At 66.5% G+C, this 17692-nt stretch carries 23 protein-coding genes; 16 read left to right on the plus strand and 7 right to left on the minus strand.

The annotated features are described in order from the left end of the window. Positions 1-82 precede the first annotated feature (82 nt). From nagZ to tatC, 6 genes are all read left to right on the plus strand, one after another. Complete coding sequence (gene nagZ / locus KNJ79_RS07970) at positions 83-1090, plus strand: beta-N-acetylhexosaminidase (protein WP_317153500.1); 1008 nt, start codon at positions 83-85, stop codon at positions 1088-1090. A 7-nt stretch (positions 1091-1097) separates the two neighbouring features. Then, a complete protein-coding gene (locus KNJ79_RS07975) occupies positions 1098-1874 on the plus strand; it encodes a segregation and condensation protein A (RefSeq protein ID WP_089214258.1) in 777 nt (258 codons plus the stop codon). Then, entirely contained in the window at positions 1871-2470 is a 600-nt protein-coding gene (gene scpB, locus KNJ79_RS07980) for an SMC-Scp complex subunit ScpB (protein WP_317153501.1), read from the plus strand. The genes KNJ79_RS07975 and scpB overlap by 4 nt, the downstream gene beginning before the upstream one ends. A gap of 69 nt (positions 2471-2539) precedes the next feature. Further along, complete coding sequence (locus tag KNJ79_RS07985; RefSeq protein WP_089214260.1) at positions 2540-2785, plus strand: twin-arginine translocase TatA/TatE family subunit; 246 nt, start codon at positions 2540-2542, stop codon at positions 2783-2785. 32 nt (positions 2786-2817) lie between these two features. Next, entirely contained in the window at positions 2818-3219 is a 402-nt protein-coding gene (tatB, locus tag KNJ79_RS07990; RefSeq protein ID WP_317153502.1) for a Sec-independent protein translocase protein TatB, read from the plus strand. 50 nt (positions 3220-3269) lie between these two features. Next, positions 3270-4004 carry a twin-arginine translocase subunit TatC gene (tatC, locus tag KNJ79_RS07995; RefSeq protein ID WP_089214742.1) on the plus strand — a complete coding sequence of 245 codons (735 nt, stop codon included), beginning with the start codon at positions 3270-3272 and terminating at the stop codon, positions 4002-4004. A gap of 390 nt (positions 4005-4394) precedes the next feature. On the opposite strand, the gene KNJ79_RS08000 is transcribed toward tatC, so the two are convergent. Continuing rightward, positions 4395-4523, minus strand: coding sequence for an entericidin A/B family lipoprotein (locus KNJ79_RS08000; RefSeq protein WP_089214262.1), 129 nt, complete (start codon positions 4521-4523; stop codon positions 4395-4397). 221 nt (positions 4524-4744) lie between these two features. After that, on the minus strand, positions 4745-6196 hold the full coding sequence (mgtE, locus tag KNJ79_RS08005) for a magnesium transporter (RefSeq protein ID WP_089214263.1): 1452 nt from the start codon (positions 6194-6196) through the stop codon (positions 4745-4747). Positions 6197-6365: 169 nt separating this feature from the next. On the opposite strand from mgtE, the gene KNJ79_RS08010 reads away from it, so the two are divergent. Continuing rightward, positions 6366-6815: a peptidylprolyl isomerase gene (locus KNJ79_RS08010; protein WP_317153503.1), complete on the plus strand. Its 450-nt coding sequence runs from the start codon at positions 6366-6368 to the stop codon at positions 6813-6815. A 47-nt stretch (positions 6816-6862) separates the two neighbouring features. Here KNJ79_RS08010 and KNJ79_RS08015 read toward each other — a convergent pair whose 3' ends face one another. Then, a complete protein-coding gene (locus tag KNJ79_RS08015) occupies positions 6863-7999 on the minus strand; it encodes an NAD(P)H-dependent flavin oxidoreductase (RefSeq protein ID WP_317153504.1) in 1137 nt (378 codons plus the stop codon). Between the two features lie 208 nt (positions 8000-8207). Here KNJ79_RS08015 and nadC point away from each other — a divergent pair, with 208 nt between their 5' ends. The 3 genes from nadC to KNJ79_RS08030 all read left to right on the plus strand — a co-directional run bounded on the left by nadC (position 8208) and on the right by KNJ79_RS08030 (position 10141). After that, positions 8208-9053, plus strand: a complete 846-nt coding sequence (gene nadC / locus KNJ79_RS08020; protein ID WP_317153505.1) for a carboxylating nicotinate-nucleotide diphosphorylase — start codon at positions 8208-8210, stop codon at positions 9051-9053. A gap of 10 nt (positions 9054-9063) precedes the next feature. Beyond that, complete coding sequence (locus KNJ79_RS08025) at positions 9064-9759, plus strand: ribonuclease T2 family protein (RefSeq protein ID WP_317153506.1); 696 nt, start codon at positions 9064-9066, stop codon at positions 9757-9759. A gap of 145 nt (positions 9760-9904) precedes the next feature. Beyond that, a complete protein-coding gene (locus KNJ79_RS08030; RefSeq protein WP_089214267.1) occupies positions 9905-10141 on the plus strand; it encodes a hypothetical protein in 237 nt (78 codons plus the stop codon). Between the two features lie 9 nt (positions 10142-10150). Here KNJ79_RS08030 and KNJ79_RS08035 read toward each other — a convergent pair whose 3' ends face one another. Then, entirely contained in the window at positions 10151-11446 is a 1296-nt protein-coding gene (locus KNJ79_RS08035; protein WP_317153507.1) for an MFS transporter, read from the minus strand. Positions 11447-11607: 161 nt separating this feature from the next. Between KNJ79_RS08035 and pgsA the strand changes: the two genes are divergently transcribed. The 3 genes from pgsA to KNJ79_RS08050 are packed head-to-tail and all read left to right on the plus strand — an operon-like array spanning position 11608 to position 12882. Then, positions 11608-12183, plus strand: coding sequence for a CDP-diacylglycerol--glycerol-3-phosphate 3-phosphatidyltransferase (pgsA, locus tag KNJ79_RS08040; protein ID WP_089214269.1), 576 nt, complete (start codon positions 11608-11610; stop codon positions 12181-12183). A gap of 4 nt (positions 12184-12187) precedes the next feature. Further along, on the plus strand, positions 12188-12445 hold the full coding sequence (gene moaD / locus KNJ79_RS08045; protein ID WP_089214270.1) for a molybdopterin converting factor subunit 1: 258 nt from the start codon (positions 12188-12190) through the stop codon (positions 12443-12445). After that, positions 12442-12882 carry a molybdenum cofactor biosynthesis protein MoaE gene (locus KNJ79_RS08050; protein ID WP_317153508.1) on the plus strand — a complete coding sequence of 147 codons (441 nt, stop codon included), beginning with the start codon at positions 12442-12444 and terminating at the stop codon, positions 12880-12882. The genes moaD and KNJ79_RS08050 overlap by 4 nt, the downstream gene beginning before the upstream one ends. A gap of 89 nt (positions 12883-12971) precedes the next feature. Here the strand turns inward: KNJ79_RS08050 and KNJ79_RS08055 are convergent, their stop codons facing one another. After that, positions 12972-13877 carry a hydrogen peroxide-inducible genes activator gene (locus KNJ79_RS08055; RefSeq protein WP_317153509.1) on the minus strand — a complete coding sequence of 302 codons (906 nt, stop codon included), beginning with the start codon at positions 13875-13877 and terminating at the stop codon, positions 12972-12974. Between the two features lie 102 nt (positions 13878-13979). Between KNJ79_RS08055 and KNJ79_RS08060 the strand changes: the two genes are divergently transcribed. After that, the gene (locus KNJ79_RS08060) at positions 13980-14447 is read left to right on the plus strand and encodes an EF-hand domain-containing protein (protein ID WP_317153510.1); all 468 of its coding nucleotides are present in this window, start codon (positions 13980-13982) and stop codon (positions 14445-14447) included. Between the two features lie 213 nt (positions 14448-14660). On the opposite strand, the gene trmFO is transcribed toward KNJ79_RS08060, so the two are convergent. Further along, complete coding sequence (trmFO, locus tag KNJ79_RS08065; RefSeq protein ID WP_317153511.1) at positions 14661-16007, minus strand: methylenetetrahydrofolate--tRNA-(uracil(54)-C(5))-methyltransferase (FADH(2)-oxidizing) TrmFO; 1347 nt, start codon at positions 16005-16007, stop codon at positions 14661-14663. Between the two features lie 75 nt (positions 16008-16082). Between trmFO and KNJ79_RS08070 the strand changes: the two genes are divergently transcribed. Then, positions 16083-16757: a lysoplasmalogenase family protein gene (locus KNJ79_RS08070; protein WP_317153512.1), complete on the plus strand. Its 675-nt coding sequence runs from the start codon at positions 16083-16085 to the stop codon at positions 16755-16757. Here KNJ79_RS08070 and KNJ79_RS08075 read toward each other — a convergent pair. Continuing rightward, positions 16754-17224: a host attachment family protein gene (locus tag KNJ79_RS08075; RefSeq protein WP_317153513.1), complete on the minus strand. Its 471-nt coding sequence runs from the start codon at positions 17222-17224 to the stop codon at positions 16754-16756. The two genes, KNJ79_RS08070 and KNJ79_RS08075, sit on opposite strands and share 4 nt — an antisense overlap. Positions 17225-17377: 153 nt before the next feature. Between KNJ79_RS08075 and KNJ79_RS08080 the strand changes: the two genes are divergently transcribed. Further along, the gene (locus KNJ79_RS08080; protein WP_317153514.1) at positions 17378-17692 is read left to right on the plus strand and encodes a hypothetical protein; all 315 of its coding nucleotides are present in this window, start codon (positions 17378-17380) and stop codon (positions 17690-17692) included.

Raw genomic sequence — 17692 nt, forward strand, 5'->3', positions numbered from 1 at the left:
TTGGTGGAGCGGCCACGATATGGCATGTTATGGCCTTTGGTTGCCGCGTGGGGGAGCGCCGACCGATGGAGGTTGACGCACGATGATACCCGCGATTTTCGGCCTGTCGGGTCCGACCCTCACCGACGATGAGCGCGATTTCTTTCGCGACAGCGACCCCGCGGGCTATATTTTGTTCGGCCGCAACATCGAAAATCGCGAGCAGCTTCGCCGCCTGACCGACGAGCTGCGCAGCCTCGACGGGCGGGCGCAGCTGCCGATCCTGATCGACCAGGAGGGCGGGCGCGTCGCGCGGATGAAGGCGCCCGAATGGCCCGCTTTTCCGAGCGGCGCGGCGTTCGACGCGCTCTATGAACGTGCGCCGGCGAGCGCGATCGAGGCGGCGCGGCTCAATGCGATGGCGCTCGCGCTGATGCTCGCCGAGGTCGGGATCACGGTCGACTGCCTGCCTTTGCTCGACGTGCGCCAGCCCGGCGCGAGCGACGTGATCGGCGACCGCGCGCTCGGCAGCGAGCCGATGCGCGTCGCGGCGCTGGGCCGCGCGATCCTCTCGGGATTGCAGGACGGCGGGGTCGTCGGCATCGTCAAGCATATCCCGGGGCACGGGCGCGCGATGCTCGATTCGCACGAGCAATTGCCCGTCGTGTCGGCGACCGATCGCGATTTGCAGACCGATCTCGCGCCCTTTGCGGCGCTGCGCGACGCGGCGATGGCGATGACCTGTCATGTCGTGTTCGAGGCGTGGGATGCCGACCGGCCCGCGACGCTGTCGCCGGTGATCATCGACAGCGTGATCCGCCAGCGTATCGGTTTTCACGGGCTGCTTTTGAGCGACGACCTCGACATGAAGGCGCTGTCGGGCGACGTGCCCGCGCGCGCCGCGGGCGCGGTGGCCGCGGGGTGCGACATCGCGCTCAACTGCTGGGGCAAGATGGACGATATGATCGGCATCGCCTACGCGCTGGACCCGATCCGCGAAATTTCGCTCGCGCGGCTCGAAGGCGCGATGGACCGCATCGCGGGCGCGCACGAGGCGCGCGAATTCGCGACGCTCGTCGACCAGCGCGACGCGCTGCTGGCGATCGCCTGAGCCGCCGATGGACGAGGATCTGCCGCTCGACTTCGAAATTGCCCCGGCGGCGGCAGAGCGCGACGAAGCGCTGCAAATCAGCCTCGAAAGCTGGGAAGGGCCGCTCGACCTGCTGCTGACGCTCGCGCGCGGGCAGAAGGTCGATCTTCGGCAGATTTCGATCCTCGCACTCGTCGAGCAATATCTGGCCTTCATTGCCGAGATGCGCGCGCTGAAGCTCGAGGTAGCGGCCGATTATCTGGTGATGGCGGCGTGGCTCGCTTACCTCAAATCGGCGCTGTTGCTGCCCAAGGACCCCGAGGCCGAGCCGTCGCCCGACGAGCTCGCGCTGCGGCTGCAACTCAGGCTCCAGCGGCTCGCGGCGATGCGCGAGGCGGCGGCGCGGCTCCTCGCGCGCGACCGCCTCGGCCGCGACGTGTTCGCGCGCCCGAAGCCCGAAGGTCTGCACGAGGTTCGCGTGCGGCGCTGGGACGCGAGCCTTTACGACCTTCTCTCGGCCTATGGGCGGGTCAAGCTGCGCACCGAGCCGGTGATCCATATGGTGTCGCGGCGTCCGGTTGTGACGCTCGATGCCGCGCTGCATCATCTCGAGCGGCTGATCGGGGTGAAGCTCGACTGGACCGAACTTTCCGCTTTCCTGCCGTCCGATTACGACGGCCCGCTGCGCCGCTCGGCGATCGCGTCGAGCTTCCTCGCCGCGCTCGAACTCGCGCGGCAGGGGCGGGTCGAGCTGAAACAGGACGGTGCATTCGAACCGCTCTATCTGAAGGCGCCTTCCGCATGACCCCGATCGACGACACCGAACGCGCCATCGAGGCAATGCTGTTCGCGAGCGACGAACCGCTTGACGCACGCCAGGTCGCGGCGCGGCTCGGCGATACGATGACGCCGGGGGACGTCCGCGCGATCATTCAGGCGATCGCCGCGCGCCACGCGGGGAGCGGGATCGAACTCGTCGAGCGCGGCGGGCACTGGCATTTCCAGACCCCTGCCGATCTGGCGCATCTGCTGCGCAGGGAGCGCGACGATCCGCGCAAGCTGTCGCGCGCGGCGTCGGAGGTGCTCGCGATTATCGCCTATCACGAGCCGGTGAGCCGCGCCGAGATCGAGGCGATCCGCGGGGTGCAGACCTCGAAGGGAACGCTCGACGTGCTGATGGAGGCCGAATGGATCGCGCCCGCGGGGCGGCGCGAGGTGCCGGGGCGGCCGCTGATCTATAAGACCACCGACGCTTTTTTGCAGCATTTCGGCCTTACCAGCCGCAAGGATTTGCCGGGAATCGAGGATCTGCGGGCCGCCGGCCTGCTCGACCCGGTCGATCTCGCCTTCGAAGAGGCGATGGGCGAGCTGGAGTTGGTCAAGGACGGCGAAGAAGAATAGTTATTTCGCCAGCTCGCGCGTGCAATCGCGATCGTCTGCCCCTATATGGGCGGCGCAAGGAGATAATTGATGGGTGGTTTGAGCATCTGGCACTGGCTGATCGTCGGGATCCTCGTCCTGCTGCTGTTCGGCAAGGGACGCTTTTCCGACATGATGGGCGACGTCGCCAAGGGTATCAAAAGCTTCAAGAAGGGCATGTCGGAAGACGAGGAGACGCCCCCGTCGCCCGCACCGCGGCAGATCGAGGGGCAGCGTGCGCCGGACGTCCCGCCGGCCGCGACTCCGGCCCCGACCGCCGAGACGGATCGCCGCTGAGCCCCGTTCCGTCCGCAAGCACAGGTTGAAGCATGTTCGATGTCGCGCCGACCGAGTTGCTGCTCGTCGTGGTAGTGGCGCTGGTCGTCATCGGTCCCAAGGATCTGCCCAAGGCGATGCGCTTCGTCGGCAAATGGGTCGGCAAGGCGCGCGGCATGGCGCGCCACTTCCGCGCCGGGCTCGACACGATGATGCGCGAGGCCGAGCTCGAGGAGCTCGAAAAGCAGTGGCGCGAACAGAATGAGGCGATCATGCGCGAATTTCCGCGCATCGACGAGGCCGACAATCCGGCGATGATTCCCGCGACGACCCCGCCGCAGGACAGCAAGCCCGCCGAGGGCGAGGTGCCGGCGGAGGCAAGCGGGGACGAGGCGCCTGCCGAACCCGCGCCCGAAACGCACGCCGTGCCGCCGAAGGACGGGCCGCTGCCGTGACCGACGACACGATAGCAACCACCGAGGACGAGGACGGTGCCGGCGGCAAGATGCCGCTGCTCGACCATCTGATCGAGCTGCGCTCGCGCCTGCTGAAGTCACTGGTCGCGATCGCGCTCTGCTTTGGCGTGTGTCTCTATTTCGCGCGGCCGATTTTCGGCATTCTCGTCCACCCGCTGCTCGCGGCGGGGCAGGGCAAGCTCATCTATACGCAATTGTTCGAGGCCTTTTTCGTCGAGATCAAGGTCGCGCTGTTCGCGGCGATGATGCTCGCCTTTCCGGTGATTGCGAACCAGCTGTGGAAATTCGTCGCGCCCGGCCTCTATCGCAAGGAACGGCGCGCGCTGCTGCCCTTTCTCTTCGCGACGCCGGTGCTGTTCGCGATCGGCGCCTGTTTCGCTTATTTCATCACCGTGCCGCTCGCGCTCAAATTCCTGCTCGGCTATCAGGGCGAGGTCGGCGGAGTGACGCAGGAGGCGCTGCCTTCGGTCGGCAATTATCTGAGCTTCATCATGCAGTTCATCATGGCGTTCGGCATCGCTTTCCTGCTGCCGATCCTGCTGATGCTGATCGAGCGCGCGGGACTGGTATCGCGCGAACAGCTGATTTCGGCGCGCCGCTATATGATCGTCGCCGCCTTCGCGATCGCCGCGGTCGCGACGCCGCCCGACATTTTGAGCCAGTTCCTGCTCGCGGTGCCGCTGATCCTGCTCTACGAAATGTCGATATTCGCCATCTGGTTCACGCGGCGGCGCGAAAAGCGGGTGGCCGAAGCCGCCGAATAGGCGGCCAGGCAGAGGCGATCCTATCCGTTGCGATACGGGTGCATTTCGGACGGGGGAGGACGCCTCCTCTCCTTGCCGTCATGCTGAACTCCTTTGGCGATTATTCCCTTCGCATCCGTATTCCGGATTTCGTCATTGCGAGCGAAGCGAAGCAATCCAGAGTATGCGTAAACCGCTCTGGATTGCTTCGCTTCGCTCGCAATGACGGGGCATATGGATGCAATAGAGATAATCGCCAAACAAGTTCAGCGTGACGAAGACTGTGAGCACTGCCTCCGGTCGAAAGCGCTCGCGTTTTGAAAGACCATGCCCCCCCCAAACAAAACAGGCGCCCGGAGAGGAGCGCCTGTCGAACCTCGCGAAGAGGTATAGGGTAAGAACGTATCGCGATCAGTGAATCGCGTCGCTTCCCGCCTGACCGACCGACTCGATGTCGCGACCGGCACCTTTGACGGTGTTGCAAGCCGTAACCAGAAAGCTTGCCATCAGGGCGAGCAGAATTACGCGGAAACTCGTCATCTTTCACCTCTCACAGGAATTTTTAGCAAAATGGCCCGGCTCGCTTCGAGGGGGGGAGGGAATGCGGGCCGGGCCAATGTTGCTGAGCAGCGCTGCGGGGGGGCGATGACCGCTGCTCGAAGGGGAAACACCTCTGCACGCCGATAAGTTCCCGAAAAAAATTCGAGTGATGCATTTTTTTTGAGAATCTTTTGAATCGCTTGGAATCAGGAGCTTTATTTTCAGAGGCTGGTGAGGCCGCTGGCCACTGCGAGCCCCAGAAAGGCGAGGAAACCCATCGAATCGGTGGTCATCGTCACGAAGATCGAACTGGCGACCGCGGGGTCCTGGTCGAGCCGGTCGAGGAGGAGCGGGATCGCGACTCCGGCGACCCCCGCGACGAAGATATTGACGATCATCGCCGCGGCAATCACCCCGCCGAGTCCGGGATTGGCGAACCAGAGCGCGGTGCCGCTGCCGGCGATCAGCGCGATCGTGCCGCCGTTCAGCAGCGCGATCTTCATTTCGCGCCACACCGCGCGCCAGCTGTTCGAATCGGTGAGCTGGTTCATCGCGAGCGCGCGCACGGTGACCGCCAGCGTCTGCGTTCCCGCATTGCCGCCGACCCCCGCGACGATCGGCATCAGCGCGGCGAGCGCGACCATATGCTCGATCGCGCCGCCGAACAGCCCGACGATCGTCGAGGCGACGAGCGCGGTGCCGAGATTGGCGACGAGCCAGCGCACGCGCGCGCTGTATGTTTCGCGGATCGGCTCGTTTATGTCGCCGTCGCCGGCACCCGACAGGCGGAGGATGTCCTCGCCCGCCTCTTCCTGAATGATGTGGACGATGTCGTCGACCGTGATCATGCCGACGAGCCGCCCCGCCTTGTCGACCACCGCGGCCGAGATCAGCGCATATTTCTGAAAGCGCAGCGCAACCTCTTCCTGATCCATGTCGACCGGGATCAGCGTCTGTTCGCGCTGCATCACGTCGCTGATCGCGATGTCGCGCGGGGTGCGCAATATCCAGCTGAGCTGGCAGGTGCCGATCGGGCGGTGCATCGGATCGACGACGAAGATTTCCCAGAAATCGGGGGTCAGATCCTGATCTTCGCGCAGCCGGTCGATGACGTCGCCGACGGTGACATGTTCGGGCACCGCGACATATTCGCGCTGCATCAGGCGCCCGGCGGTCTCCTCGGGAAAGGAGAGGGCGTCCTGAATCGCCGCGCGGTCCTCGGGGTCGAGCGCGTCGAGGACCGCCTGCTGCTCGTCCTCCTCCATATCCTCGATGATCGCGACGGCGTCGTCGGTATCGAGTTCGGAGGCGATTTCGGCGACCTGTTCGGGCGCGAGCAGGTCGATCAGCCGCTCGCGCACATAATCGTTCATCTCGGCGAGCACGTCGGGCGAGAGGAGGTCGCCGAGCACCGAGGCGAGGAGCGGACGGTCCTCGTCCGAGACGAGTTCGAAGAGGTCGGCGATGTCGGCGGGGTGGAGGCGGCCGACGCGTTCGCGCGCCGCCTCATGCTCGCCGGCTTCGGCAAGGTCGATCACGTCGCGGACGAATTCGGGCTTCAGCCGGTCGTCCTCGTCGAGTTCGGTGTCGGGGGGCGCGGCGTCGCGCTCATGATCGAAATCCTCGTCGACCATAAGCTCTTCGGGGGGCAGGGAATCTTCGCGTTTGTCCATCGCGGACCTCCCTGTCGTGGCCGGCGAACCGGCCTGCTGAACCCACCTCTCCCCTAGTCGTGCCGCCCGGGCTTGGCAACGCTCCGCCGCTCGGCGCGGGCAATTAATGCGTGGCTTTGGCGCCCGGCGCGGCTATGGCACCGGCAAATCCAACCAGAGGAGCTTTCCCATGTCCGACCAGACCCTGACCCTGTCGCTGTCGACGGGCGACGTCGTCATCCGCCTGCGCCCCGACCTCGCGCCCCAGCATGTCGAGCGCATCACCACGCTCGCGAGGGACGGCTTTTACGACGGCGTCATCTTTCACCGCGTGATCGACGGCTTCATGGCGCAGGGCGGCGACCCGACGGGCACCGGCATGGGCGGCAGCCAGCTTCCCGACCTTGCCGCCGAATTCAACAGCGAGCCGCACGTGCGCGGCGTCTGTTCGATGGCGCGCGCGATGAACCCGAACAGCGCGAACAGCCAGTTCTTCATCTGCTTCGACGACGCGCGCTTCCTCGACAATCAATATACCGTCTGGGGCGAGGTGATCGAAGGCATGGAAAATGTCGACGCGCTGCCCAAGGGCGAGCCGCCGGCGAACCCGGGGAAGATCGTGAAAGCGACGGTTTCGTAAAGGGCCGATTACCCCCTCCTCTGAAGAGGAGGGGCTTTATTGTCCGCTCACTCCCCCACAAACCCGTTCAACCGCTCGCAGGCGGCGATCCAGTCTTCCTTGAAGGCCTGAACGACCTGTCCGGCGCCCATTGCCTCGTTCATCAGGCCGACGCCCTGGCCGACCCAATAGGTTGCGAGCGCCTTGGCGCCTTCGTGGCCGCCTTCGGAGAGCTTGTCGACCTTGCGCAGCGCGGGTTCGCTGACCAGCGATTGCAGCGGCATCGGCAGCGGTTTGGGCGCACCCTCGGCTTCCCACGCGTCGGTCCAGGGCGAGCGGAGCTGGCGCGAGGGCTTGCCGGTGCGGCTCTTCGAGCGCACCGTGTCGCGCGCGCTCGCGGCGAGCATCTTGTCTTTCACGACCGGGTTGGTCTCGGCCTCGGCGGTGGTCAGCCAGACCGATCCGCACCAGGCGCCGTGCGCGCCCATCGCCATGGCGGCAGCCATCTGGCGTCCGGTGACGATGCCGCCCGCGGCAAGGATCGGGGTGGCGTCGCCGATCGCGTCGAGCGCCGCGGCGACTTCGGGGACGAGCACCATCGTCGCGACCTCGCCGCAATGGCCCCCCGCTTCGCCGCCCGCGACGACGAGGATGTCGACTCCGGCGCGGACCTGCGCGAGCGCGTGGTCGCGCGTGCCGACGAGCGCCGCGACGGGGACATTATGCCGCTTGCCGAGGTCGAGCATCAGCGGCGGCGGGACGCCGAGCGCGTTGGCGATCAGCTTGATCGGGTGGCGGAAGGCGACTTCGAGCAGCTTGGCCGCGCCTTCCTCGTGCATATTGTCGCCAAAGCTCTGCCGCGCCGCCATCGCGTCGTCGAGCCCTTCGGCATCGACGCCGAATTTTTCGAGCACGCCGGCAGCGAAGCCACGGTGCGTTTCGGGAATCTGCGGCGTGCCCGCAGCGGGCGCCTCGCCCTTGCCCGCGAAGCTGTTGGGGACGATCAGGTCGACGCCATAGGGGCGCCCGCCGATATGGCCGTCGATCCACGCCAGCTCTTCCTCGAGCCGCTCGGGCGGCAGTGCGGCGGCGCCGAACACACCCATGCCGCCCGCCTTCGACACCGCGACAACGACGTCGCGGCAGTGCGAAAAGGCGAGCAGCGGAAATTCGATGCCGAGCATGGCACAGATGGGCGATTGCATAGTTCGTCTCCCGTTTCCCCAGCTCGTCATTGCGAACCCGGCAAAGCCGGGTGAAGCAATCCAGAGCGGTTTACGCGCACTCTGGATTGCCGCGTCGTCTTCGGCTCCTCGCAACGACGAAGGCTGGGCTTGTTTCGGCAGCCATGTCAGCGACAGTTGACGTAAACGTCAAGTTGATTTGCGCCGGCCAGCCTTTATCGCGGGGGCCATGACCGACTTCACGCTTCCGGGCTTCGATCTCGACGCCTTCGTCCGCGCCACGCTTGCCGAGGATCTCGGCAGCGGCGGCGATATCACGTCGCTGGCGGTGATCCCCGCCGATGCGCGGTTCGAGGGGGTGATGGACAGCCGCGACGCGATCACCGTCGCGGGGCTGCCGATCGCCGAGCGTTTCTTTCGCGCGCTCGACCCGGCGATGGCGATCGAGATTTTGGTCGAGGAAGGCGAGGGGGTGGCCGCAGGCACCGACCTGATGCGCCTGTCGGGCAATGCGCGCGCGATGCTGACCGCCGAACGCTCGGCGCTCAACACGGTGCAGCATCTGTCGGGAATCGCGACGCTGACGCGCCGCTATGTCGACGCGCTGGGCGGCGCGGCGACCCTGCTCGACACGCGCAAGACGATTCCGGGTCTGCGCGTTCTGGAAAAATATGCGACGCGGATGGGCGGCGCGACCAATCACCGCATGGGGCTTTGGGACGCGGCGATGATCAAGGACAATCATGTCGCGGTCGCAGGATCGGTCGAGGAAGCCGCGCGGCGCGCGGTCGCGGCGGGGATCGAGACTATCATCGTAGAGGTCGACCGCGTCGATCAGGTCGAACCCGCGCTCGGTGCCGGGGCGACGCATCTGCTGCTCGACAATATGGGGCTCGACGATCTGCGCGCCTCGGTCGCCATCGTCGCGGGCCGCGTGCCGGTCGAAGCGTCGGGCGGCGTGACGCTCGAGACGATCGGCGCGATCGGGGCTACGGGCGTGACCTATGTTTCGGTCGGACGATTGACGCAATCGGCGCCGGCCGCCGACATCGGGCTCGATTTTGCGCTGGCCTAGCCTCGCCGCATTGGCGCTGCTGCTTGCGCCCACCGCCGCCCACGCGCAGGCGCTGGCGTGCAAGGCGCCCGAGCGGATGCCGGTGCCGCGCACCGAAAAGCCGCCGCGCGGCGAATCGGCGCGCAAGACGAAGATCGGCGGCTATCTGCTCGCCATGAGCTGGTCGCCGCAGCATTGCGCGAGCGTGCGCGATCCGAAGGGTGCGCGCGATCGCTTCCAATGTTCGGGCGAGGATGGTCGCTTCGGCTGGGTGCTGCACGGGCTATGGCCCGAGGCCGACGGCCCCGCCTATCCGCAGTGGTGCCGTCCGGCGAAGATCGTTCCCGCGCCGGTGCTGCGGCAGCATATGTGCATGACGCCGTCGGCGCAGCTGTTGCAGCACGAATGGGCGAAGCACGGCACCTGCATGAGTCCGCATCCCGCCGCTTATTTCCGCGCCGCCGAAATATTGTTCGGCGCGGTGCGCTTTCCCGACATGAAGGCGCTCGCGGCGTCGCCGCAGACCGCCGGGTCGATCCGCCGCGCCTTTGCCGAGGTCAATCCGGGCGTCGCGGCGCCGATGATCGCGGTCGCGGTCGACCGCAAGGGCTGGCTCGACGAAGTGCGCCTGTGTCTCGGCGCGCGGATGCGGCCGCAGCGCTGCAAGCCCTTTCAGGCCGGCGCCGGCGATCGCCGCCCCGTCCGGGTGCGCCCGATGCCGCGTTAGAGCAGTTTTCGACCAATCACGGTGACCCAGATTGGTCGAAAACTGCTCTAAGCCGCCCCGCGCCAGGCGTCCCGCACCGGGACAGCCGCCGCATTAACGATTTTCTAACCTTACCACTTCGTAAAGACGCGCCTAGCTTTGGGGCATGGATGGACTCGACCCCGAAGACCGCGTCGACATTCGTGGACTGATACGCGCGCACGGCGCCCGCCAGCTCGCGATCGCCCGGCTGAGCGCCCCCGCCGACTGGGCCGGCGAACTCCGCCGCAAACTCGCCGAAGAGCGAAAGCCGCAGCCGATGTTCGCGAGTAGCAGCGACATCCGCCTGTTCGCCGAGAGTTTCGCGATCTTCTTTACCGCGACGATGATGTTTTTGCTCTGACCGCGGGCGTCAATCGCAGGCGCGGTGGAGCTGGACCGCGAGCCAGGCCGAGATCACGCACATCACGGCGCTCATCAACAGCTGGTCGACGACGCCGATGCCGGCGATGCTGAGCCCGAGCGCGAGCAGCGAGCCCGCGACCATCGCGCCCGAATTGACGATATTGTTCGCCGCGACCGTGCGCGCGGTCTGGTCCTTCGGCACCGTCGTGGTGAGGAAGGCATAGAGCGGCACCACGAACATGCCGCCGCTGACCGCGATGCCGAGCAGCGCCGCGAGCAACGGGACGACGTCGGCGTGGCCCAGAAAGCCGCCGATGCCGTACATCGCGCCCGTCGGGTCATGCTCCCAGCCGCGGCATACCCAATAGAAGGCAAGCACGAACAGCCCCATCACGATCACGCTCGCGGGGCTGTAGCGCGCCGACACTTCGCCCTTGAGCAGCCGGTTGACCGCGACCGAGCCGATCGCGATCCCGATCGAAAAGACCGCGAGGAACAGGCTCGCGACGCTCTTGTCGGCGTGGAGGATATTCTTGACGAGCGGGGGGAACTGGATGAACAGCACCGCGCCGATCGTCCAGAAGAAGCTGATCGACAGGATTGCGAGATAGAGGCGCGGAATGTGCATCGTCGCGCGGACGAGCGTGATCGACGAACGGATGATGTGCCAGTCGATTCCCGTTTCTTCATGCTCGGGCGGCGCGGGGGGAACCTGCCGGCCGGTCCAATAGCCCGCAGCGGCGACGAGGACGACGCCGAGCGCCGCCCATTCGACGTCGATCACGCCCGCGAGAATGGTCCCGGCGAGGATGGCGATATAGGTTCCCGCCTCGACCAGCCCGGTGCCCGCGAGCACCTCATCCTTGTGCAGATGCTGCGGCAGAATCGCATATTTGATCGGGCCGAAGAAGGTCGAATGGACGCCCATCGCGAACAGCGCGAGCATCATCAGCGGGATCGCGGCCAGATGCACCGCCCAGCCCATCCACGCGAGAATCAGTCCCCCGCCGCCGACGAGCATGATCAATATCTCGCAGAATTTGATGATGCGGATGATCCGCGCCTTGTCGCGCGTGTCGGCGAGCTGTCCCGAAAGCGCCGACAGCAGGAAGAAGGGCAGGATGAAGAGCGCGGTCGCGACGGCGCTGAACAGCGTTTCCGAAGCCTCGTCGTTGAAGACGCCATAGACCACGAACAGCACCATCGCATTCTTGAACAGATTGTCGTTGAACGCGCCGAGAAGCTGGGTGACGAACAGCGGCAGGAAGCGGCGGCGGCCCAGCAGCGAAAAGGAGCCGGTCATCCGCGGTCCACTCGGTTCAGATACATTCGGTCACCATGCTAGGCTGAAGGTCCATGGACCCTAAGGCAATTCGGTTGTCGCCCGGGGGGCTTATCGGCTAGGGCAGATGGGGTCAAAGCCCATTTGGGGCCAAAAATGCCGCATCGCGGGAATCAGGGGTCATGCTGAGCCTTCCGAATATTTTGACGCTGTCGCGAATCCTGGCGGTGCCGATCCTGCTCTTCCTCCTTTGGCCCGGCGCGGTGGAGAGCCCGGGGCACCAGCCGCTGCCGATCGACTATGCCGTCGCCTTTGCGCTTTACTGCCTGATGGGGATTACCGATTATTTCGACGGCTATGTCGCGCGCGCGCGCGGCACCGTGTCGCGGCTCGGCATCTTTCTCGACCCGATCGCCGACAAGATCATGATCGCGGCGGTGATCCTGCTGCTCGTCTTCACGCGCGACATTGACGGCTGGCATGTGATTGCCGCACTGGTCATTCTGCTGCGCGAGATCATCGTGTCGGGCCTGCGCGAATTCCTCGCGACCTTGCAGGTCTCGATGCCGGTGACGCAGCTTGCCAAATGGAAGACGACCTTTCAGCTCGTCGCGTTCGGTGCGCTGATCCTCGCAGGCGCGCTGCCCGCGATGGCGTGGATCAAGACCGTCGGCCTCGCCTCGCTGTGGGGCGCGGCGGTGCTGACGCTGGTCACCGGCTGGGACTATCTGCGCGTCGGCCTGAAACATATGGATTGATCCGATGGCGCTCGAAATCGTCTATTTCGCCTGGGTCCGCGAGCGCATGGGGATGGCGGCGGAAACGGTCGAGCTGCCGGCGGGGGTCGCGACGGTCGGCGATCTGGTGCGCTGGCTCGCGGCGCGCGACGAACGCGGCGCGCGCGCCTTTGCCGAGCCGCAGCGGATACGCGCGGCGATGGGCGGCGCGATGGTCGGGCCCGATGCGGCGATCGGCGATGCCGGCGAGGTCGCGCTGTTCCCGCCGGTGACGGGCGGATGATCCGCGTTTCGGTCGGGGCGGCGGCGATCGACGTCGCGGCCGAATATGCCGCGCACGACTCCGGCGGGCATGGTGCGAGCGCGAGCTTCGTCGGGCGCGTGCGCGGCGACGGCGGGCTGGTCGAACTGTTCCTCGAACATCATCCGCGGCTCACCGAGCGCGGGCTGGTCGCGCTCGCCGGCGAGGCGGCGGCGCGCTGGAACCTTGCCGCGCTGACGCTGATCCACCGCGTCGGTGCGATGGTGCCGGGCGACACGATCGTTCTTGTCCTCGCGAGCAGCCGCCACCGCGCCGAGGCGCTGGCGGCGTGCGAATTTCTGATCGACCGGCTGAAGACCGACGTGATGCTGTGGAAGCGCGAGACCTTCGCGGACGGGCGCGTGGTCTGGGTCGAGGAACGCGGCAGCGACCGCGCGCGGGCCGAGCGGTGGGACTGAACCTCCCGTCATTGCGAGCGAAGCGAAGCAATCCAGAGTGGTTTGCGCTACGCTGGATTGCTTCGCTTCGCTCGCAATGACGAGCTTTGCTAATTCGCCCGATGCTTCCTGAAAATATCGGCGAGCATTTTGAATTCGTCGGCGCGCGGGCTGCCCTTGCGCCAGACGAGCGCGATCGTGCGCCAGTCATGGTCCGAATCGAGCGGGCGCGTGTCGATGTCGGTATGATCGAGGATGCCCGCCTCGATCGCCATTTGCGGCAGCATGGTGATGCCGAGGCCGTTGTCGACCATCTGGACGAGCGTGTGGAGCGAGGTGCCCATCATCCGCGCCCCGGCGCGCAGCTCGGGACGGTTGCACGCCGCGAGCGCATGATCCTTCAGGCAATGCCCATCCTCGAGCATCAGCATCTGCGCGGGATCGAGCTGGTCGGCGCTGACCATCGCGGGCAGGTCTTCGGATTGCTCGCCGGGAAAGGCGACAAAGAGCGCGTCGTCGAACAGATTTTCGGCCTCGACGTCGCCGCACGCATAGGGAAGCGCGAGGAGCACGCAGTCGACCTGGCCGTGGTGGAGCGATTCGCACGCCTGCGCACTCGGCTCTTCGCGCAGGAAGAGCTTGAGCGACGGGCGCTCCTTGCGCAGCCGCGGCAAGAGGTCGGGGAGGAGGAAGGGGGCGATCGTCGGGATCACGCTCATACGCAGTTCGCCGACGAGCGGCGCGGCGGCGGCCGCCGCCATGTCGGCAAGCTCCTCGGCCTCGCGCAGCACGCGATGCGCCTTTTCGACGATCGCATTGCCGAGCGTCGTGAAGCGCACGACCCGCCGCGTGCGCTCGACGAGCGTCTGGCCGAGTAATGTCTCAAGCTCGCGGATGCCCGCCGACAAGGTCGACTGGGTGACGTTGCACGCATCGGCGGCGCGGCCGAAATGACCATGTTCGTGCAGCGCGACGAGATATTGCATCTGCTTCAGGGACGGGAGGTAGTTGTGCATTGATCGGATATAGCAATCATACGGGTGTATTTGAATAACCCCGTCGATAAGAATCTTGGCGGAAGCCCACCACGCATGTAACGTCACACGAAGGGGGGCGATATGGCGGTTTCGCGATTTCTGATCGGCGGCGTGGCAAGCGCGCTGCTGCTGACCGGCGGCGTGTTCCTGTGGCAGGGTCTGAGCCGCGATGCCGAGGTGCGCGCGATGCCCGAACCGCCGCCCGCCTTGCCCGAAATCCCGGTCGCGGGGGCGAATGCGCCGAAGCGCGGGGCGCCGCCGCCCGAGCTTCCCGAGGCCAGGGCCGAGACGCGCGAGGAGCGGCGCTTCAACCGCTATGACCGCGACCGCAACGAGCGGATCAGCCGCGTCGAGATGCTGTCGACGCGCACCGCGGCCTTTCGCAAGCTCGACAAGAATGGCGACAATCTGCTGAGCTTCGAGGAATGGGCGGTGACGACGAGCGACCGCTTTGCGGGCGCCGACACCGACAAGTCGGGCGACCTGACCCGCGCCGAGTTTGCAACGACTGCGCCGAAGCGGACGGTTAAGCCGAAGTGTAGCTGTTGAGGAAGTGGGGCTCGGGCGGAGTGGCTGGAAACGACCGATAGCGACGATCGGCATTTCATAACCTTGTCATTCCCGCGAAAGCGGGAATCCAGAGCGTGCGTCGGCTGGCTCCACACTGGATTCTCGCTTTCGCGGGAATGACAAAGAGAGAGGGAGGGCCGCTCTCCGCCCCAAAACGGCCGTCCGAGGCGTGCCGGCCCCGGCAGCCCACCCCTAGGCCGCCACCCCGTCCGCGACCCTCGCCCATTCCGCGAGCGCCCGACCCGCGCGCTGCGTGTAGCCCAGCTTGCGATCCTTTTTGCGGACATCGTCGGCGAGCGGGGGAAAGAGGCCGAAATTGACGTTCATCGGCTGATAGCTCGCGGCGTCGGCGCCGCCGGTGATGTGGCCGAGCAGCGCGCCGAGGGCGGTTTCGGGCGGCGGCGGGGGCAGGGGGCGGCCCGCGAGTTCGGCGGCGGCGAAGCGCGCGGCGACGAGGCCGATCGCGGCGCTTTCGACATAGCCTTCGCAGCCGGTGATCTGACCCGCAAAGCGGATATGCGGCGCCGATTTGAGGCGGAGCTGCTCGTCGAGCAATTCGGGCGAGCGGATGAAGCTGTTGCGGTGGAGCCCGCCGAGCCGCGCGAACTCGGCCTTTTCGAGGCCGGGGATGGTGCGGAACAGCTCGACCTGCGCGCCGTGCTTCAGCTTGGTCTGGAAACCGACCATGTTCCACAATGTCCCGAGCGCATTATCCTGCCGCAGCTGGACGACCGCATAGGGCCAGCGCCCGGTGCGCGGATTGTCGAGGCCGACGCCCTTCATCGGCCCGAAGCGCAGCGTTTCGACCCCGCGCTCGGCCATCACCTCGATCGGCATGCAGCCCTCGAAATAGGGGGTGTCCTTTTCCCAGTCCTTGAAGTCGGTCTTTTCGCCGTCGATCAGGCCTTGGACAAAAGCGTGATATTGGTCCTTGTCCATCGGGCAGTTGATATAATCCTTGCCGTCGCCGATCGGCCCGACCTTGTCCCAGCGGCTCGCCATCCACGCGACGTCCATGTCGATGCTGTCGCGATAGACGATCGGCGCGATGGCGTCGAAAAAGGCGAGCGAATCCTTGCCCGTCGCGGCGCCGATGCTCTCTGCAAGGCTTGCGGCGGTGAGGGGGCCGGTGGCGACGATCGTCAGGCCCTCGGCGGGCAGCGTGTCGATGCGTTCGCGCACGATGGTGACGTTGGGGTGCTCGGCGAGCGCGCGGGTGACGCCGCCCGAGAAGAGGTCGCGGTCGACCGCGAGCGCCGAGCCCGCGGGCACCTTGGTCGCGTCGGCCTCGCGCATGATCAGCGAGCCGAGCGTCCGCATCTCGCGGTGGAGAAGGCCGACGGCATTGCTGTCGCCGTCGTCGCTGCGAAAGCTGTTCGAGCAGACCATCTCGGCGAGCGTGTCGCCCTGATGCGCCGGGGTGCTGTCGCCGCCGCCGCGCATTTCGGACAGGCGCACGCGAAAGCCCGCTTCGGCAAGCTGCCACGCGGCCTCGGACCCCGCGAGCCCGCCGCCGATGATATGGATGTCGTGCGTCATTTACCCTAACCGTTGACTTGCGCTTGATCCGCCGCGCACTAGGCCGGTTGCAGGCAAGATGCAAAGGGGCGGTGGATGAGCGGGGATCGCAATTGGGATAGGGCGCGCTGGTTGTGGCCGCTCGCGCTGGTCGGCGGGATCAGTTTTTTCGCGGCGGTGCTGGGGCGATGGGACGGCCCGGCGATCTGGGCGTGGAAGGCGAGCGGCGTCGGCCTGCTCGCGCTGTGGGCGGCGGCCAATGCACGGGGGCGCTTCGGCTGGATGATCGCCGTGGTGATGGCGCTCGGCGCGCTCGGCGACTGGCTGCTCGACGCAGCCGGGATGATGGCGGGGGCGACGGCCTTTGCCGCGGGGCATCTGGTCGCGATCGCGCTCTACCTCGGCAACCGGCGGCCGCGGCTCGGTGGGTCGCAGATGTTGCTCGCCCTCGTCACCGTGCCGCTCGCGCTGCTGATCGCTTGGGGGCTGACGCGCGGGGTCGAGGGCAGCGGCGCGGCGATCGGCTATACCGCAGTGGTCGCGGCGATGGCGGCGAGTGCGTGGGTCAGCCGCTTTCCGCGCTATCGCACCGGCATCGGCGCGATGCTGTTCCTTGCGAGCGACCTGTTCATCTTTGCCGGCGAAGGCGGCGCGCTGTCGCACGACATCACGCGCTGGCTCGTCTGGCCGCTCTACTTCACCGGACAGGCGCTGATCGCATGGGGCGTCGTCGCGACGTTGAGCCGCGAAGCTGTTGCGCCGGTCAGCTAGCCGCCGCCCGAGGGCGGCGCGGCGTCGCCCGCCAGCAGCGCCTCGATATCGGCAACCGGGCGGTCGGTCATCTCCTTGACATGCTCGCCGGCGATACGGCTGGAGGCTTCCTTGTGCCACAGCGGGCGCAATTCGCCCATCGTGCGCGCGGGCGCGACAATGACGAGCTGCTCGAAATCTCCGCGCAGCGCCATTGCGTTGACCTTTTCGGCGAGGTCGCGGGCGAAGCGGTCTTCCTCCTGCTGGTGGAAGTCGGGTTCCTCCATCGTATCCTGAAAGCTGCCCGTTCCGCTGGGGCGCCCCGAACGGCCCGCGGGTCCGGTCTTGATCTCGCGATCCATGCGGTCCTCGCGCTCGCGGTGACTCGCGGTGCGCAAGTCGATCTGGCCAGTATCGCCGTGGTTGCGCAGGAACAGCGCCTTGCGGCCGTCGGCGACGACAACGAGCGCGTCGTGTTTGAGGGACATGGTAGAACTCCTTCCTGGGGAAGAGAACGCACGGGTGCCGCGCGAAGTTTCGCACGTCATGGGCCGCGGGAACTCGCGTTACCGGTCGCAATTTCCGATTCGGCGGCTGTCGTGATAAGTTGGAAAAACCGGGACCGAACCGAGGAGAAGTCCATGAAAGCCAGAGCCTTGATCCTGCTGGGTGCCATGATGACGACCGGCACGACGGCTACCGCCTTGCCGGTGCCGCCGCCCTATATGGCGCCCAAGAAGGCCAACGCCGAGCAGATCAACCAGACCTACCGGAACAAGCTGCAAGCGCTGCGCGGCGAGGTGATCGAAACGCAGGCCCGCGACGGCGGCATGCTTACCGAAGCGCACCGCGCCGAGCTGCAGGACAAGCTCGACCGCATCCATGCCGGTTTTCGTCGCGAAGTCCGGGATGTCGATGTCTTTTCGGTTTCCGCCGACGGCAGGCGCCGCCGGTAA

It is taken from the genome of Sphingopyxis indica (assembly GCF_032879645.1).
Classification (GTDB): Bacteria; Pseudomonadota; Alphaproteobacteria; order Sphingomonadales; family Sphingomonadaceae; genus Sphingopyxis; species Sphingopyxis indica.

Coding starts and splice junctions, on each gene's coding strand:
- KNJ79_RS08010 (WP_317153503.1), top strand. CDS start 6,366: ATGTCCGACCAGACCCTGACCCTGTCGCTGTCGACGGGCGACGTCGTC.
- KNJ79_RS07975 (WP_089214258.1), top strand. CDS start 1,098: ATGGACGAGGATCTGCCGCTCGACTTCGAAATTGCCCCGGCGGCGGCA.
- tatB (WP_317153502.1), top strand. CDS start 2,818: ATGTTCGATGTCGCGCCGACCGAGTTGCTGCTCGTCGTGGTAGTGGCG.
- KNJ79_RS08030 (WP_089214267.1), top strand. CDS start 9,905: ATGGATGGACTCGACCCCGAAGACCGCGTCGACATTCGTGGACTGATA.
- nagZ (WP_317153500.1), top strand. CDS start 83: ATGATACCCGCGATTTTCGGCCTGTCGGGTCCGACCCTCACCGACGAT.
- KNJ79_RS08035 (WP_317153507.1), bottom strand. CDS start 11,446: ATGACCGGCTCCTTTTCGCTGCTGGGCCGCCGCCGCTTCCTGCCGCTG.
- scpB (WP_317153501.1), top strand. CDS start 1,871: ATGACCCCGATCGACGACACCGAACGCGCCATCGAGGCAATGCTGTTC.
- KNJ79_RS08050 (WP_317153508.1), top strand. CDS start 12,442: ATGATCCGCGTTTCGGTCGGGGCGGCGGCGATCGACGTCGCGGCCGAA.
- KNJ79_RS08060 (WP_317153510.1), top strand. CDS start 13,980: ATGGCGGTTTCGCGATTTCTGATCGGCGGCGTGGCAAGCGCGCTGCTG.
- KNJ79_RS08000 (WP_089214262.1), bottom strand. CDS start 4,523: ATGACGAGTTTCCGCGTAATTCTGCTCGCCCTGATGGCAAGCTTTCTG.
- KNJ79_RS08075 (WP_317153513.1), bottom strand. CDS start 17,224: ATGTCCCTCAAACACGACGCGCTCGTTGTCGTCGCCGACGGCCGCAAG.
- KNJ79_RS08055 (WP_317153509.1), bottom strand. CDS start 13,877: ATGCACAACTACCTCCCGTCCCTGAAGCAGATGCAATATCTCGTCGCG.
- moaD (WP_089214270.1), top strand. CDS start 12,188: ATGGCGCTCGAAATCGTCTATTTCGCCTGGGTCCGCGAGCGCATGGGG.
- KNJ79_RS08070 (WP_317153512.1), top strand. CDS start 16,083: ATGAGCGGGGATCGCAATTGGGATAGGGCGCGCTGGTTGTGGCCGCTC.
- KNJ79_RS08080 (WP_317153514.1), top strand. CDS start 17,378: ATGAAAGCCAGAGCCTTGATCCTGCTGGGTGCCATGATGACGACCGGC.
- KNJ79_RS07985 (WP_089214260.1), top strand. CDS start 2,540: ATGGGTGGTTTGAGCATCTGGCACTGGCTGATCGTCGGGATCCTCGTC.
- trmFO (WP_317153511.1), bottom strand. CDS start 16,007: ATGACGCACGACATCCATATCATCGGCGGCGGGCTCGCGGGGTCCGAG.
- pgsA (WP_089214269.1), top strand. CDS start 11,608: ATGCTGAGCCTTCCGAATATTTTGACGCTGTCGCGAATCCTGGCGGTG.
- tatC (WP_089214742.1), top strand. CDS start 3,270: ATGCCGCTGCTCGACCATCTGATCGAGCTGCGCTCGCGCCTGCTGAAG.
- KNJ79_RS08015 (WP_317153504.1), bottom strand. CDS start 7,999: ATGCAATCGCCCATCTGTGCCATGCTCGGCATCGAATTTCCGCTGCTC.
- nadC (WP_317153505.1), top strand. CDS start 8,208: ATGACCGACTTCACGCTTCCGGGCTTCGATCTCGACGCCTTCGTCCGC.
- mgtE (WP_089214263.1), bottom strand. CDS start 6,196: ATGGACAAACGCGAAGATTCCCTGCCCCCCGAAGAGCTTATGGTCGAC.